Here is a 14212-nt window from a genome sequence, read left to right as displayed (position 1 = left end):
CCGGCCGCCGCTCAGGCCACCGGGGTGCGGCCGGTGCCCGCGTGGTCGATCCGCTCCAGCAGCTCCGCCTGGCGGCGGCGGTACTCGGCAACCCCGGCGAGCTTGACCTCCTCGTAGCCGCGCACCACGTCCGGCAGCTCGGCGAGTTCGAGCAGCACCGGCTCGGGCGCCCGGCCGGCCAGCGCGCGGGTGATCGCCGCGCGGTAGTCGGTGATCAGCTGCCGTTCCACGCGCCGCACCTCGGCGTGGCCGAACACGTCGAACCGGGTGCCGCGCAGGCGCCGTCCGGCCCGCAGCAGCCGCAGCACCGGCCGCGCCCACGGGCCGAGCCCGATCTTGCGGTTCAGCCCCATCGCGCGCAGCACCGGCGGGTGGAACTGGAGCGCGTACCGGGCGCCGGGGCCGAACTGCGCCTCGATCCCGGCGGCCAGCGCCGGGTCGAGCGACAGGCGCGCCACCTCGTACTCGTCCTTGTAGGCCATGAGCTTGTAGAGGTTGCGGGCGACCGCATCGGCGACCGGGCCGTCGCCGGCGCGGGCGCGGACCTGTTCGACGAACTCGGCGTAGCCACGCGCGTAGTCCTCGTCCTGGTAGGCGATCAGGTCCGGCACGCGCACGTCGAGCAGCCGCGCCAGCTCGCCGCCCTCGGTGCGGACCAGCGACCGCACCCGGCGGACCGCGGCCGCATCCACCGAACCGACGGCCGGCTCCGGGGCCGGCTGCGCGGCCAGCGCGTCCGGGTCGGCCACCAGCTGGCGGCCGCGGCGGAACGCCTGCAGGTTGGCCGGCACCGCGGTGCCGTTGATCTCGATGGCCCGCTCGATGGCCGCGGCGCTGACGTTCAGCGCGCCGGTCTGGTACGCCGCGCCCAGCTGGAGGATGTTGGCGAACTGGTCGTCGCCGAACAGGGCCTCGGCCGCCGCGCGCGCGTCCAGGTAGTGACCGCGGGCCGTCGCACCGTCCAAAGCGGACTGAATCGACGACCGGTCCGGAAAGGACACCGCGGTGTCGGCGATCATCCGCCCGGTGGGAACCTCCGAAGTGGACACCACGGCGACCGTGCGGGCCGGGTCGGCGACCGCCAGGTACGTGGGGTCGGCGCCCACGAGCGGATCGCAGGCCAGGTACAGGTCGCACTCCCCCGCGGCGAGCTTGGCCGCCTGCTCCACCGGCCCGGTGGTGATCTTGACGTCGGAGACCACCGCGCCGCCCTTCTGCGCGAGCCCGGTCTGGTCGAGGGTCCGCACGTGCCGCCCGTCGAGCACCGCGGCGGTGGCCAGGATCTGCGCGACGGTCACCACGCCGGTCCCGCCGATCCCGGTGATCCGCACCGCCACGTCACCGGACGCGGCCACCGGTTCGGGCAGGGCCGCCGCGTCCAGCGGCGGCAGCTCGCGGCGCCGCGGGCGGTCGCCGGGCACCACCGTCACGAACGACGGGCAGTCGCCCTTCAGGCACGAGTAGTCGACGTTGCACGAAGCCTGGTGGATGCGGGTCTTGCGGCCGAACTCGGTGTCGGCCGGCTGCACGGACAGGCAGTTGGACTTCACCCCGCAGTCCCCGCAGCCCTCGCAGACCCGCTCGTTGATGAACACCTTCGTCGCCGGGGTTTCCTGCTTGCCGCGCCGCCGCTTGCGCCGCTTCTCCGCCGCGCACTCCTGGTCGTGGATGAGCACCGTGACGCCCGGGACGGCGGCCAGCTCCTCCTGGGTGCGCAGCAGGTCGTCGCGGGAGCGCACCTGCACCCCGCGCGGGAACCGCAGGCGGCGCAGCCGGCGCGGCTGGTCGGAGGTGATCACGACCCTGGCGGCGCCCTCGGTGAGCAGCAGCGCGGCGAGCTTGTCCAGCGGCAGCGCCCCGACCGCGTCCTGCCCGCCGGTCATCGCCACCGCCGAGTTGTGCAGCAGCTTGAACGTGATGTTCACGCCCGCCGCGACCGCCGCCCGCACGGCGAGGCTGCCCGAGTGGGTGAAGGTCCCGTCGCCGATGTTCTGCACCAGGTGCCGCGTCGCCACGAACGGCGCCATCCCGATCCACTGGGCGCCCTCGCCGCCCATCTGCGTGATGCCGACGACGTCGCCGACCTGTTCGGGCTCCATGAACAACGCCATCGTGTGGCAGCCGATGCCGGCCCCCACGAGCGTGCCCTCGGGCACCTTCGTCGAGGAGCTGTGCGGGCAGCCCGAACAGAAGTAGGGGGTGCGGGCCAGCAGCGGCACCGCGATCCGCTCCCGGCGGCGCCGACCCCGCCAGGCCCGCACCGGCTCGATGTCACCGAGCACGCGGGCCAGGCCCTGGGCGATGCCGTCCGGGTCCAGCTCGCCCAGCTCGGTGAACAGCGTCCGGCCGTCCGGACCGGTCTTGCCGTGCACCCGCGGCGCGCCCGGGTGGCCGTAGAGGATCTCCTTGACGGCAGGCTCGACGAGCGCGCGTTTCTCCTCCACCACGACGATCCGGTCGAGGCCGCGCGCGAACTCGGTGACGATCCCCGGTTCGACCGGGTAAATCACGCCCAGCTTGAGCAGGCGGATGCCGTAGCGGGCCAGTGCGTCGTCGTCCAGGCCGAGCGTGCGCAGCGCCTGCCGCACGTCCAGATAGGACTTCCCGGCGGTGACGATCCCGATCCGGTCCCCGGGGCCGGACCGCAGGATCCGGTTGACCCCACTGGCCCGGACGTACTCCAGGGCGAGCGGCAGCCGGACCCGGTGCAGGCTGTGCTCCAGCGTGGCCAGTTCCGGGCCGACCAGGCGGCCGCTCGGGCGGTGGCCGTAGGCGCTCTCGGGCAGCACCGGCGCGGACCACGCCGGGCCGGCCACCGCGGTGGCGGCCGCGTCGGCGACGTTCGCGACGATCTTCATCGCCGTCCACAGCCCGCTGGCGCGGGACAGCTCCACCGCGTGCCGCCCGTGGTCCAGGACGTCCTGGGAGTCCGCCGGGAAGAACACCGGCATCGCCAGGTCGGCCAGCGCGTGCTCGGACGCGCAAGGCACGGTCGAGGACTTGGCGTTCGGGTCGTCCCCGACCAGCGCGACCGCGCCACCACGCGGGTGGGTGCCGGCGAGGTTGGCGTGCCGGAGGGCGTCCGTGGCGCGGTCCAGGCCCGGCGCCTTGCCGTACCACCAGCCGGTCACGCCGTCCGGGCGCAGCGCGCCGAGGTTCGCGGCCAGCTGGCTGCCCATCACCGACGTGGCGGCCAGCTCCTCGTTGAGCCCGGGCCGGTGCACGACCGCGTGCTCGTCCAGCAGCGCGGAGCGCCGCGCCAGCTCCAGGTCGAACCCGGCCAGCGGCGAGCCCTCGTAGCCGGAGACGAAGGCGGCCGGGTCCGTCCCGGCCCGCCGGTCGAGCCGGACGCGGTCCAGCACGACCCGCACCAGGGCCTGCACGCCGGTCAGGTAGACGGTTCCCGAGTCGCGCACGTACCGCTCGTCCAGGGTGAAGGTCGTCATGCCGGGCCTTTCGCGTCACGCCGGTTGGGACGTGGATCACTTCAGCCAACGACGTGCGGCGGCGCAACAACGAGCGGTCCTGCTCGGCGCAGCACGCAAAGATCCTCCGGCGAGGAGTGCACCGGCTCACATCTGTTGCGTACGATCACGCGCCATGGCCGACGAACTGATCGACGGGACCGACCGGGAGATCCTGGCCCTGCTGCGGGAGGACGCCCGCCGGACGCTGTCCGACATCGCCTCCCGCGTCACGCTGTCCACGGCCGCGGTGAAGCGGCGCGTCGACCGCCTGCGGGAGACCGGCGTCATCACCGGGTTCACCGTGCAGGTCGACCACGCCAAGCTCGGCTGGGGCATCGAGGCCTTCACCGAGCTGCGGTTCTTCGGCACCACCAACGTGGACGAGATCGTGCAGACCACCACGCGGATGCCGGAGGCGCAGGCGGTGTTCACCATCGCCGGCGACCCCGACGCCCTGGTGTGGCTGCGGGTGCGCGACGTGCAGCACCTGCAACGCACGGTCGACGAGCTGCGCCGCAGCCACCGCATCACCAGCACGAAGACGCTGATCGTGCTGGACTCGTGGACGCGCGGCCAGGACTGGCCCGGCTCGCCGGCCGAGCCCCCGCGGAGCTGACCGCTCGCCTCACCCCGCCTGGTCCAGGCTGCGCCGCAGCTGGAAGGCGAGCACCTTGGAGTAGGTCCGGCACATCTGGAAGTTGCCCGCGGTGAACCACAGCCCCGGCTGCGCGGTGTGCCGCCACATGTTGCGGACCTCGCCCTCGTCGTCGTAGCCCCAGATGGGTCCCACGGTGTCGGCGACCTCGTCCCCCATCAGGCGCCGCAGGCCCTCCTGCTGGCTCTGGTACCCGGTGGCGAGCACGACGAGGTCGGCCTCGACCACCGAGCCGTCGGACATGCGCAGGCCCTCGCGGGTGAACCGGTCCGCGTCCGCCCACTGCACCAGGCCGATCTCGCCGGAGATCAGCAGGTCCGAGCACCCGACGTTGAGGTAGTACCCGCCGCCGCGGCGCATGTACTTCATCTGCTGCCCGGTCTCGTCGTGGCCGTAGTCGGTGCGGAACCCGATCCGGTTCAGCCCCGCGACGAGGTCCCGGTCCAGCTCCTTCATCCGCGCCGTGAGCTGCTTGGCGCCCACGACGAGATCCGGGTACGGCACCGACAGCCCGATCAGGTCGCTGTCCTCCAGCGTCGGCGCGGTCAGGTAGGAGGCGTCGGCCAGCGCGGCGCTCGGCTCGATGCTCACCACCGTCGTGGGGTTGCGCTGGATCATGGTCACCGACGCGCCGTTGGCGTGCAGGTCCTGCGCCACGTCGTGGCCGCTGTTGCCGGTGCCGACGACGATGACGCGGCGGCCGGCGTAGGCGGCCCCGTCCTGGTAGGCGCTGGAGTGCACCACCTCCCCCGCGAACTCGCCCAGGCCGGGCAGGTCCGGGACGAACGGCAGGCCGCTCACCCCGGTCGCGATCACGACGTGCTTCGGGCGCAGCACGCGCGTGCTGCCGCCGGCGCGCCGCACCCGGGCCTCCCAGGTGCCGCTCGCGGCGGAGTAGGCGGCGCCCTCGAAGGTGGTGCCACCCCAGAAGTTGATCTCCATCGCGTCCACGTAGGACTCGAACCAGCCGGCCAGCTTGTCCTTGGGCACGAACACCGGCCAGGTCTGCGGGAACGGCAGGTACGGCAGGTCGTTGAGCCACACCGCGTTGTGCAGCGTGAGAGCGTGGTAGCGCTTGCGCCAGTTGTCGCCGGGGCGCTCGTGGGTGTCGACCACCAGCGTGTCGACGTCGAGCTGTCCCAGGCGCGCGGCGAGCGCCAGCCCGCTCTGCCCGCCGCCCACGATGAGCACGTCCGGCTCGTGATCGGCGTAGGCGCGCGCCGCCTCCCGGCGGTCGAGCCAGTTCGGGCCCCCGAACTTCGCCGAGTCGCGCTGGCCGACCGGCCGGTTCTCGCCGACCCGCTCCGGGTAGCCGGCCAGCTGGTCCAGCGTGGTCAGCAGGTTCCGCGCCACGTGACCGCGCCCGGGCTCCTCGACCAGCCGCACCACGCCCGCGCCGCTGCCCGCGGTGACCTCGAACTCGAAGATCGCCTCCAGGGTGCGGATCCCGTTGCGCTCCACGAACCGCGGCGGCGTGCGGCCGGCCGCGACCCGGAATCCGGACGCCTTCGCGACCGGCTGGCGGGCGGCCAGCTCGGCGGGCACCCGCTCCCCCGCGACCGTGTGGATGTCGTCGGTGAACGCCACCAGATCGCGCCAGTAGCACTCGCCGGCGAACAGCGGCGACAGATCGGCCCCGTGGGTCAGCAGGTTGCCGAACTCGTCGAGCCAGCTGGCGGCGATCGTCTCCGGGCCGGGCGTCGTCATCATCGTCTCCTGAGGGTCGCGGGCGGTCACGGGATCAGGCGCAGGGCGCGCATCCGGTCGAGGTTGTCCAGGAAGCTGTCGTGGGTGTCAATGCACTCGGTGAACCCGGCGCGGCGGATCTTGATGGTGCTCTGCACCATGTCGGCGCCGTTGGCGAGCCAGCCGTCGATGAACGGCCACGACGCCAGCGCGGACAACGGCAGCGGCCGCAGCTCGTGGGCGGCGGCCAGGGCGCCCCAGGTGGCGCCCTTGTCCGCCATCTGCTCGGCCAGCGGCATCGGCTGCGGCGGGGCCGCGGGCATCCCGAAGAACCCGGCGATGTCGGGCCACAGGTGCTGCCAGCGGAAGTGGTCGCCGTTGGTGACGTTGAAGACCTCACCGCGCGCGGCCGGGCTGTCCAGGGCCCACTCGACGGCGCCGGCGACGATCCGCGCGTCGGTGGCCTGGTGCAGGGCGGTCCACGCCTGCGGCGTGCCCGGGAACCGCAGCGGCACGCCCTGGTGCTTGCTGACCGCGGCGAACACGGCCAGCCCGGTGACGAGGTTCATCGGCGAGCCGAGGCTGACCCCCAGCACCCCGTCCGGCCGCAGCACCGTCCAGGTGTACCCCGCCCGTTCCGCGTCCGTCCACAGCAGATCTTCCTGGTCGTTGTAGAAGATCGGCCCGAGGAAGCGCGGATCGCTCTCCTTGGCCGGGGTCTTGTAGTGGCCGAGGTGCTCCCCGTAGGACTTGCCGCCGCCGATGAGCACGACGTGCCGCACGGCGGACGCACTCGCGTGCAGCGCGTCCAGGAGGTTCCGCAGCATGGCGACGTTCGGGCCGACGGTGGCCGCCATGGTCTCGCGCTCGACGTAGGCGGCGAACACGACCTCCGTGATGTCCGCGCGGCCGGCCAGCGCGGCGGCGGTGGCCGCGGGGTCGAGCAGGTCGACCTGCACGTGGTCGTCGATCACGCTGCCGTCGGGGAGCGTGACCGGGCCGCGGCGCGCCAGCGTCGCCACCGGCCGGTCGTGGTCGCGCAACCGCTGCGCCACCGCCCCGCCGATCACGCCGTGCGCACCGACGACGAGTGTGGTCCGAGTTGTCACTGTTGTTCTCTCCCAGTGGTTTCGTGGATCCGGCTCATGCCGGGCCCGCTCCGGTGCGGCGGGACCGCAGGCGGTCCAGCGCCACGGCGACGACGATGACGGCCCCCTGGATGATCTGCTGGTAGAACGACGACACGTCGAGCAGCGTCATGCCGTTGACCAGCACACCCATGATGGCGGCGCCGAGGAAGGTTCCGGTCAGCGAGCCGCGCCCGCCCATCAGCGAGGTGCCGCCGAGCACCACGGCCGCGATGGCGGACAGCTCGTAGCCGCTGCCGAGGTCGGGAACCGAGCTCTGCAGGCGGGCCGAGGCGATCACGCCGCCGATCGCCGCGCACAGTCCGGACAGGACGTACACCCACACGAGCACGCGCCGGACCGGGATCCCGGCCAGCCGCGCCGCTTCCGGGTTGCCGCCCACGGCGAACACCCACCGGCCGAACACCGTGCGGTTGAGCAGGTAGCCGCCGATCGCGAACACCGCGACCATGACGAGCACCGGAGTCGGGATGCCCAGCACTGCCCCGCTGCCCAGCGTCGCGTAGCTCAGGTCGGTGGAGAACAGCGTGGTCCCGTCGGTGCCCACGTAGGTCACGCCCCGCAGGTAGGTGAGCGCGGCCAGGGTCACGATGAACGGGGCCAGCCCGAGACCGGCCACGAGCGCGCCGTTGACGAGCCCGATGGCCACGCCGGCCGCGAGCGCCACCGGGAGCGCGACCAGCGCCGGCACGCCTCCCAGCGACAGGGACACCGCCACGAACGCGGTGACGCCCACGGCCGAGCCGACCGACAGGTCGATGCCCGCGGTGATGATGACGAAGGTCAGGCCCGCGCCGAGGATCGCGGTGACGGCGATCTGCCGGGCGATGTCCAGCAGATTGGGCACGGTGAAGAAGTAGGGCGCCGCGATCGCGAACACGACGACGAGCACGAGCAACGCGGACAGCACGCCCAGCCAGTCGGTCACGCTGGCCCGTCCGCGCGGCCTGCGCCGCGGGTCCGGGCGCTCGCGCGGGACGGCTTCGGTCAGTGACGTGGTTTCCATCGGATCACCTCCGGGTGAGTTCGGCGGCCGCGTCGGCCGGGCCGGTCGCGTGCCGGATGACCTCTTCCTCCGTCATCGCCGCGCCGGACAGCTCGGCGACGATCGACCGTCCGCTCATCACCAGGACGCGGTCGGCGAGGCCGAGGACCTCGGGCAGTTCGGAGGAGATGAGCACGACGGCGACGCCGCGCGCGGCGACTTCGTTGACGAGGGCGTAGATGTCGGCCTTGGCGCCGATGTCGACGCCGCGGGTGGGCTCGTCGAGGATGAGCACCGCGGGGCGGCGCGCCAGGCACCGGGCGAGCAGGACCTTCTGCTGGTTGCCGCCGGACAGTTCGGCGACGCGCTGGTCCAGGCCGGCCGCCTTGATCCGCATCCGGTCGGCGTAGGCGCGCGCGGCGGACCTGCGTGCGCCCGCCGAGGTCCGGCCCAGCGGGCGCCGGCCCAGGCGGGTGCCGGCGCACACGTTGTCCGCCACCGACATCGCCGGGAACAGGCCCTGGCTCTTGCGGCTCTCCGGCAGCATCACGATGCCCGCGGCCGCGGCGGACGCGGGCCGCCGGGTGTCGACCGGCCGGCCGTCCACGGTGACGACGCCTCCGTCGCCGCGGTCGAACCCGGCGATCAGGCGGCACAGCTCGCTGCGGCCGGCGCCGACGATGCCGGCGAGCCCGACCACTTCACCGGCCCGCACCTGGAACGAGCACTCCCGCACGTCCCGCGATCTGATCCGCTCCACCCGCAGCCGCACCTCCGCCGACGGGCGCCGCTCACCGTGCTGGTAGAGGTTCGCGACGGGCCGCCCGACCATCGAGGTCACGATCCGGTCCTCGCTCATCCCGGCGCGGGACATGGTGTCGGCCACCCGGCCGTCGCGCAGGACCGTGACGCGGTCGGCGATCCGGTCGATCTCGGCCATCCGGTGGCTGATGTAGAGCAGGCCGAGGCCGGCGTCGCGCAGTTCCGCGACGATTCCCAGCAGCGCGTTGGCCTCCTCGTCGGACAGCGCGGCGGTGGGCTCGTCGAGCACCAGTACGCGCGGGTGGTCGGCGAGGGCGCGGGCGATCTCGACCAGCTGCTGCTGCCCGGTGCCCAGGTCGGCCACGCGGGCGTCCGGATCGAGCGGCGCGCCGACCCGGGCCAGCGCGTCGGTGGCCCGTGCCCGGGCCGCGCGGCGGTCGAACCGTCCGCCGCGCCGCCGCGGCTCCCGGCCGAGCACGATGTTCTCGGCCACGGTCAGCTCCGGCACCAGGCTCAGTTCCTGGTGCACCACGGTGAGCCCGCGCTGCCGGGCGTCACCGGGGCCGGTGAAGGTCACCGGCACGCCGTCGACCAGGACGCGGCCGCTGTCCGGGGCGTGGATACCGGTCAGCACCTTGATCAGCGTGGACTTGCCCGCCCCGTTCTCCCCGGCCAGCACGTGCACCTCGCCGGGGGTCAGGCCGAGCGAGACACCGCGCAGCACCGGGTTGCCCGCGAAGGACTTGGTGACGTCCTCCAGCCGCACCACGGCTGTGTCGGCTGTGTCGGCTGTGTCGTTGTGGACTGCCATGTCAGCCCCAGCTCGGGTAGGCGCCGAGGGTCTGCGGCGTGACCAGCACGGTGGGGATCAGCACCGGCGCGGAGGGCACCTGCTCCTTGCGCGCGAGGCGGGTGGCCAGGTCGAGGCCGGTGCGTCCGAGCTTCGCCGGGTCCTGCCCCGAGGTGCCGATGATCAGGCCCTCGCCGAACAGGTCGGTCAGCTGGCGGGCGCCGTCCACGCCGACGACCTTCACGCGGGCGCCCTTCTGCTGCGCGGCGAGCGCGATGCCGATCGCGGTCGGGTCGTTGACGCCGAAGAACCCGGCGACGTCGGGGTGGGCCGTGAGGATGTTGCTCGCCACGGTCATGCTCTTGTCCCGGGTCAGGTCGGCGCGCTGGGTGGCGACGACCTCGATCCCGGGCGCCTGCGCGAGAGCCTGGCGGCAGCCGGTCATGCGGTCGGCGATGGCCGAGACCGCCGAGCCGTCCACGATCGCGATCTTCGCCCGGCCGCCGAGCTGCTCGGCCAGGTAGGCGCACGCGTCGCGGCCCGCCTGGACGTTGTCGCTGGCGACGGTGGCGTCGGCGCCCGCGGCGGCGACGTCGATGGCCACCACCGGGATGCCGGCCTGCTTGGCGCGCAGCACCGCGGGCCCGATCCCGTCCGAGTCGACCGCGTCGACCACGATGGAACCCACGCGCTGGCGGATGAACGCGTCGATCTGGTTGCTCTGGGTCGCCACATCGGCGTTGGCGTACTGGACGGTGACGCGCACCCCGGGGCCGGCCGCCTCCTCGATCGCCTTGCCCTCGGCGAGGAAGAACGGGTTGGACGCGGCGTTGAGGGTCACGCCGACGGTGAGACCGCCGTCGCCGGAACCGGCGCCGGCGGCACAGCCGGTGAGTGCGGCGAGGACCGTGAGCCCGGCCGCGGCCAGTGCGCCGGCGCGGCGCAGCGGCCGCCACGAGGGCAGCATGCGATGGATCATCGTTGATTCCTTGTCTGTTCGCGGAGGGGCAGGGATCGGCTGGATCGTCAGACGACCGGGGTCACGCCGCCGTCGACGCAGAAGTTCGCGCCGGTCACGAAACCCGCGCGGTCGGAGGCCAGGAACGCCACCATCTCGGCGACCTCGCCGACGGTGCCGAGCCGCCCGAGCGGAATGCCGTTGAGCTCGACGTACCGCCGCAGCGCGGTCTCGCGGTCCACTCCGAACTCTTCGGCGAGGCTGTCGGCGAGACCACCGGGACGGTCGTAGATGGGTGACCGGACGAATGCCGGGGAGACCACGTTGGACCGGATGCCGGACGGCGCGAACTCGGCGGCGAGCACCTTGGACAGCATCAGCACAGCGGCCTTGGACACGCTGTAGTCCGGCAGCCGCGGGTTGGGCATGCGAGCCGCTTCCGAGGCGATGTGGACGAGCACGCCCGAGCCGGCGTCGCGCATCACCGCCACCGCGGCGCGGGCCGCCCGGACGTAGCCCATGAGGTTCAGCTCGAGTGTCGCGGCCCAGTCGTCGTCGGTGATGCCGAGGAAACCGTCCCGCACCGGGGCGACCCCGGCGTTGTTCACCAGCACGTCGACGCGCCCGAACGCCTCCAGCGCGGCCGCGATCATCTCCTCCGCCGCGCCGGGTGCACGCAGGTCGGCGCGCACGGCCCGCACCCGGTCGGGGCCGGCGAGTTCCTCGAGCCGCGTGGTCTCCAGGTCGGCACCCACGACCAGGGCGCCCGCGTCCAGCACGCGCCGGGCGCAGGCGAGCCCGATCCCGCCGCCCGCGCCGGTGATGACCACGACCCGACCGGACAGGTCACCGTCGACCATGACTGGCCTCCCTCAGCCGTCAGGCAGGGGCTGGAGCGCCCCGCGTTGGGAGACACATTCTCACACAAAGGACGACTCGTCTAGTAGGTGAGAATTTCAGGTCGAGCGCGACCGGGCGAGCGCCGTCAGTCGAACCGCGCGATGTTCTTGCCCGCGAGTTCCGACCCCAGCGCGCGCGACACTTCCTGCCCCGCGTCGAGCAGCAGGTCGCGCCAGCGGGGGAAGTCCTCGCCGAGGATCGACTCGCGCACACCGCTGATCGACACCGCGGCGCGGACCTCACCCCGGTAGTCCACGACCGGCACCCCGATCGCCGCCACGCCGACCGTCACGTCCTGGTCGCTGAGCGCGAACCCGTCCTCCCGGGCCTGCCGCAGCAGCTTGCGCAGCGCGCCGGGCTCGGCGGGCGTGGACCCGGTGAAGCGCGGCAACGGCACGTTGCGCTCGAGGTAGGCCTCCCATTCGGTCTCCGGCGCGAACGCCAGGAGCGCGCGGGAGGCCGCGCCCGCGTGCAGCGGCAGCGACCCGCCCAGCTGCAAGGCCAGCGACTGCACACGCTTGCCGGCGAGCCGTTCGATGCACACGGCGGCGTCCCCCCGGCGGACGCACAGGAAGACCGTTTCCCCGGTCAGGTGGTGCAGCCGTTCCAGGACCGGTTGCGCGAACTCGCGCTCGTCGAACCGCGCGACCACCGCGGTGCCCAGGGTGAGCAGCTTGAACCCCAGGCGGAACTGCCCGCGCCGGGATCCGTGCTCCACCAGGCCCTCGGCCTGCAGGCTGGACAGCAGCCGGTAGACCGAGCTGCGCGGCTCCCCCAGCGCCTCGGCCAGCTCCGCCGCCGTCGCCTCTCCCTGCGCGAGGTGGTCGAGCACCTGCGCCACCTTGCGCACCAGCATCACGCTTCCGTCATTCGCCACCTCGGAATCTTACCGCTGTGCGGACACGACGACCATCAGAAAGGAATCTCGTTCTATGGACAGCATGCCCGATAGGCGGTACTTTGCCGTCTCATGACAGTCGTCAAACCCGATCCGCGGCCCGGGCTCGCGGACCTCATCGACACCATCAGCGAGCGCGCGCTGCACGCCCGCCTGGAAACCGTCCGGCTGATCTCCATCGCGAAGACCGGCCACTACGCGTCCGGCTTCTCCTGCGCGGAAATCCTCGCCACGCTCTACTACGGCGTCATGCGGCTGAAGCGCGGCGAGCCGGACTGGCCCGAGCGGGACCGCTTCCTGTTCGGCAAGGGCCACGCCGCGGCGACGCTGTACCCGCTGCTGGCCGACTGGGGGTTCTTCGACCCCCGCGAGCTGGACTCCTACACCCGGCTGGGCAACGCGTTCGGCGATCACCCCGACATGACCCGGATCCCCGGCATCGACTTCAGCAGCGGATCGCTGGGCCACGCGCTCTCCACCGGCACCGGCATCGCCCTGGGCACCCGGATGCGGGGCTACGACTCGAACGTCTTCGTCCTCCTCGGCGACGGCGAGCTGCACGAGGGCCAGATCTGGGAGGCGGCGCTCGGCGCGGCCCACCACCGGGTGTCGAACCTGATCGCGATCGTCGACCGCAACGACCACTCCCTGGACGGCCGGATCGACACCGTCACCGGGATCGAGCCGCTCGAGGACAAGTGGCGCGCCTTCGGCTGGCAGGCCCACCGGGTCGACGGCCACGACGTGGCCGCGCTGCTCGGCCTCCTGCGCGACGTCGTCGCGGACACCACGCGCACCGCTCCCGCGGTGATCATCGCCGACACCGTGAAGGGCAAGGGCATCTCCTACATGGAGGCCGAGTTCGGCTGGCACCTGGGCTGGCTCGCCGAGCAGGACGAGCGCAACGCGATCGAGGAACTGCGGAGGGGCCGATGAGCGTCGCACCCGGGCTGCAGCCCGAATCCTGGCACCTGCTGACGCTGCTCGACCGCGCCCCCGGCCTGCACGCGCTGGCCGACACCCTCGGCGATCTGGTGGACGAGGGACACCCGATCCTCGCAGGCACCGCGGACCTGAAGTACTCCAACGGCCTCATCCGCTTCCAGGACCGCCACCCGGACCGCTACGTGCAGTTCGGCATCTCCGAGCAGCACATGGTGTCGGCCGCCGCGGGCCTGGCCACCACCGGCTGGCAGCCGCACGTGGCCACCTTCGCCTCGTTCCTGGCCCTGCTCGCGTGCGAGCAGATCCGCACCGACGTGGCCTACACCCGGCTCCCGGTCCGGCTGATCGGCCACCACGCCGGCATCACGCTGGGCTACTACGGCACGTCCCACCACGCCACCGAGGACCTCGCCATCACCCGCAGCATCGCGGGCCTGACCGTGATCGCCCCGGCGGACGCGGCGCAGCTGCGGTCCGCGCTGCGGGCGGCCACCGCCTGGCCGGGACCCATCTACTTCCGGATCGGGCGCGGGCAGGATCCCGACGTCTACGACCGCGGCGACCGGGAATTCACTATCGGGCGGGCGATCGAGCATTCGGCGGGCAGCGATCTGACGATCATCGCCACCGGATCGATGGTGCACCCCGCGCTGGCCGCGGCGGCGGCGCTCGAGGCCGAGGGGATCTCGGCCGGCGTGCTGGACATGCACACGATCAAGCCGCTGGACGCCGACGCGGTGGCGCGGGCGGCCGCCCGGTCCGGCGTGATCCTGACCGTCGAGGAGCACAACATTCTGGGCGGGCTCGGCGGCGCGGTCGCCGAAGTCGTCGCCGAAGGGGGCCTGCCGGCCCGGGTGGTGCGGCACGGGATCCGGGACGAGTACGCCCTCATCGGGCCGCCGACCCACCTGTACCGGCACTACGGCCTCGACGCGGACGGAATCGCCCGCGCGGCACGGGCCGCCCTGGGCTGAACGGCCCGTGCCGGAGCAGCGGCGCCACTGCCGCTGCTCCGGCA

11 protein-coding genes are annotated in these 14212 nt (G+C 73.1%); 3 read left to right on the top strand and 8 right to left on the bottom strand.

Annotated elements, in window-relative coordinates:
• Positions 1–11: 11 nt before the first annotated feature.
• Positions 12–3446, bottom strand: a complete 3435-nt coding sequence (locus L1857_RS18620; RefSeq protein ID WP_249465750.1) for an indolepyruvate ferredoxin oxidoreductase family protein — start codon at positions 3444–3446, stop codon at positions 12–14.
• Positions 3447–3600: 154 nt separating this feature from the next.
• On the opposite strand from L1857_RS18620, the gene L1857_RS18615 reads away from it, so the two are divergent.
• A complete protein-coding gene (locus L1857_RS18615; protein WP_094005417.1) occupies positions 3601–4083 on the top strand; it encodes an Lrp/AsnC family transcriptional regulator in 483 nt (160 codons plus the stop codon).
• Positions 4084–4092: 9 nt separating this feature from the next.
• Here the strand turns inward: L1857_RS18615 and L1857_RS18610 are convergent, their stop codons facing one another.
• The 7 genes from L1857_RS18610 to L1857_RS18580 form a co-directional block, all read right to left on the bottom strand.
• Entirely contained in the window at positions 4093–5829 is a 1737-nt protein-coding gene (locus L1857_RS18610; protein WP_205413197.1) for a flavin-containing monooxygenase, read from the bottom strand.
• Between the two features lie 26 nt (positions 5830–5855).
• Positions 5856–6917 (bottom strand): SDR family oxidoreductase, encoded by a 1062-nt coding sequence (locus tag L1857_RS18605; RefSeq protein ID WP_249465747.1) that lies wholly within the window; start codon positions 6915–6917, stop codon positions 5856–5858.
• A 34-nt stretch (positions 6918–6951) separates the two neighbouring features.
• Positions 6952–7962 carry an ABC transporter permease gene (locus tag L1857_RS18600; protein WP_116110098.1) on the bottom strand — a complete coding sequence of 337 codons (1011 nt, stop codon included), beginning with the start codon at positions 7960–7962 and terminating at the stop codon, positions 6952–6954.
• A gap of 4 nt (positions 7963–7966) precedes the next feature.
• The gene (locus L1857_RS18595; protein ID WP_116110099.1) at positions 7967–9514 is read right to left on the bottom strand and encodes a sugar ABC transporter ATP-binding protein; all 1548 of its coding nucleotides are present in this window, start codon (positions 9512–9514) and stop codon (positions 7967–7969) included.
• 1 nt (position 9515) lies between these two features.
• A complete protein-coding gene (locus L1857_RS18590) occupies positions 9516–10472 on the bottom strand; it encodes a substrate-binding domain-containing protein (protein ID WP_094005413.1) in 957 nt (318 codons plus the stop codon).
• 47 nt (positions 10473–10519) lie between these two features.
• A complete protein-coding gene (locus tag L1857_RS18585; RefSeq protein WP_094005412.1) occupies positions 10520–11311 on the bottom strand; it encodes an SDR family NAD(P)-dependent oxidoreductase in 792 nt (263 codons plus the stop codon).
• 125 nt (positions 11312–11436) lie between these two features.
• Complete coding sequence (locus L1857_RS18580; RefSeq protein ID WP_094005411.1) at positions 11437–12228, bottom strand: IclR family transcriptional regulator; 792 nt, start codon at positions 12226–12228, stop codon at positions 11437–11439.
• A 93-nt stretch (positions 12229–12321) separates the two neighbouring features.
• Here L1857_RS18580 and L1857_RS18575 point away from each other — a divergent pair, with 93 nt between their 5' ends.
• Positions 12322–13185, top strand: a complete 864-nt coding sequence (locus L1857_RS18575; RefSeq protein WP_094005410.1) for a transketolase — start codon at positions 12322–12324, stop codon at positions 13183–13185.
• Complete coding sequence (locus L1857_RS18570) at positions 13182–14168, top strand: transketolase family protein (RefSeq protein WP_094005409.1); 987 nt, start codon at positions 13182–13184, stop codon at positions 14166–14168. Before L1857_RS18575 ends, L1857_RS18570 begins: the two co-directional genes overlap by 4 nt.
• The last annotated feature ends 44 nt before the right edge of the window (positions 14169–14212 follow it).

The organism is Amycolatopsis thermalba, assembly GCF_023376025.1.
Classification (GTDB): domain Bacteria; phylum Actinomycetota; class Actinomycetes; order Mycobacteriales; family Pseudonocardiaceae; genus Amycolatopsis_E; species Amycolatopsis_E thermalba.
The sequence above is the reverse complement of the archived record's forward strand: the minus strand, read 5'-3'. Positions and strand labels throughout refer to the sequence as shown.